We start from the raw sequence: 1,824 nt of genomic DNA on the forward strand, positions 1-1,824 counted from the left end.
TCAACTATAAATAATTAACGGCTCTGAATCAACCCAGTTAATTTAAGAAATTTATTTTTTAATTTTTAATTATAGTATTTTATTATTCTTATTTTTCTTATTTAAATCTTTTATTTGATATTGTATTGGTTTATATGATTTATTTTTTATTTTTTTTACTTTTTTTTTATGGGTTTTTGATTTTTTTTATTGATTTTTCATTTTTGATTATTTTTTTTGTTTTAAATTCGTTTAATTTGCTTGTAATTGGATGTGTTTATTTTAATAGTTTTTATATTTGTTTAAATTATTTTATGTTTGATTTTAAGTATTATTAATAGTTAATATTAGATATTAGTAAATTATATTTTTATATGTTATTTATGATTTTATGATTGGATTTTTTTTTGATTTATGGGGGGGGGTTGTTTTTGATGATTAAATATTTCAGGGAATATTTTTGTGATGAAACTTGGGAAAAATTAGATAAATATGAAAAATCGAAAATATATAATTGATGATGATGGAAAAGTGCATTTTGTTCGTATTCGAAAAACTACTTTAGGAAGTATGATTAAGTATTCTTTTCTATGATTGTGGTCGAACGACTGTTGTAGAGTCTATAATTTTTTATTAGAAGTGATAAGAAGGATAAAAATATGATTTTAATTAAATCCGATATTTTTCAAAGAAGAAAATTGCTTAATCATATTTGCTGTGTTAGATATGAATGAAGACATTATTGATGGAATTTACAATGATCCAGATAGACCTGGTCTTTATAAAGGATATTCAGTACTGGCAGGTGATACTAGCATCTGCGATGCACCATAATAATTGGATACACTGAAAAACAACTAAAAGAATTAAATAATCCTCACCTCAATATATTAAAAAAGGAATTGATCAGATTTATCATGTATAGCAGATACACAAACAGATTTCATTATTAACATCCACAATAACCAATACAGGATGGGACATGACTCTCATTAATTTTTAAAATTTTTTTCGCTTATTTTTTTCCTTTAATTTTATATACTATGAAGTACAATCTTTTATTATAAATATTAATCTTTATGGTTGTTTTATTTATGGTTTTAAAAGATGATACTATTAATAAGACTATGTTGGTGCCTATGGACTTGAGTAATTTGATTCCTGAAGGTCATCCGTGTTATTTGTATTAAAAATGTGGTTGATCAAATTGATTGTTCCGAAGCTAACAAAGAGTTTCGTGATAAGCCTGGTGAACCTGCTTATCCTCGTGAAATGTTGCTTAGAATTGGTTTGGATGAATGTTATTTGATGGTGAATTGTCTTCTCCTAATTAAGAGAAGAACAAGAACTGAATATTGCTTATATGTACTTTAGCAGGCATGCAAAAGCCAGTTTATAGGGACAATTTTTAAAGATTCAAATTGGATTATACCTGATTTAATTGATGAAGCTTTTAAAACAACTTTTAAAGATTTGCAAAAGAAGAAAATCCACCATTTAAGTTTTAGATGGAACTAAAGTAAAAACATCTTTAAAAAATAATAACCAATGAACAACAATTAAAAAATAATCATGGAAAGAACACTTTGGAAGAAAAGTATTATAAATTGGATCAAGAAGAATATTTGGAATTGGGCGATGAATCTGGAAAAATTAGTGTTCCTGAATCATATTAACAAACAAAGAAAAATTCCAAGAAACAGTAAGAAAAAATCAATAAAAAAATCCTTTGAAAAAATGATGGAGACCAAAGATAAATTGAGAGCTTCAAGTAAAAAAAACCTCTTAAAACAATCCAGAAGAAAAATCCTGAAAAAAAATTTACAAAAAAGCTTGAAAACACTC

The 1,824-nt window shown here is 25.1% G+C and carries 2 protein-coding genes; both read left to right on the top strand.

Going from position 1 to position 1,824, the window contains the following annotated elements:
• The first annotated feature begins 1,173 nt into the window (after positions 1-1,173).
• Complete coding sequence (locus MBORA_RS09370; protein WP_063720585.1) at positions 1,174-1,353, top strand: hypothetical protein; 180 nt, start codon at positions 1,174-1,176, stop codon at positions 1,351-1,353.
• A 198-nt stretch (positions 1,354-1,551) separates the two neighbouring features.
• On the top strand, positions 1,552-1,824 hold a 273-nt coding region (locus MBORA_RS11010), incomplete at its 3' end, for a hypothetical protein (protein ID WP_211258398.1).

Origin of the sequence: Methanobrevibacter oralis, from assembly GCF_001639275.1 — an archaeon.
Taxonomy (GTDB): domain Archaea; phylum Methanobacteriota; class Methanobacteria; order Methanobacteriales; family Methanobacteriaceae; genus Methanocatella; species Methanocatella oralis.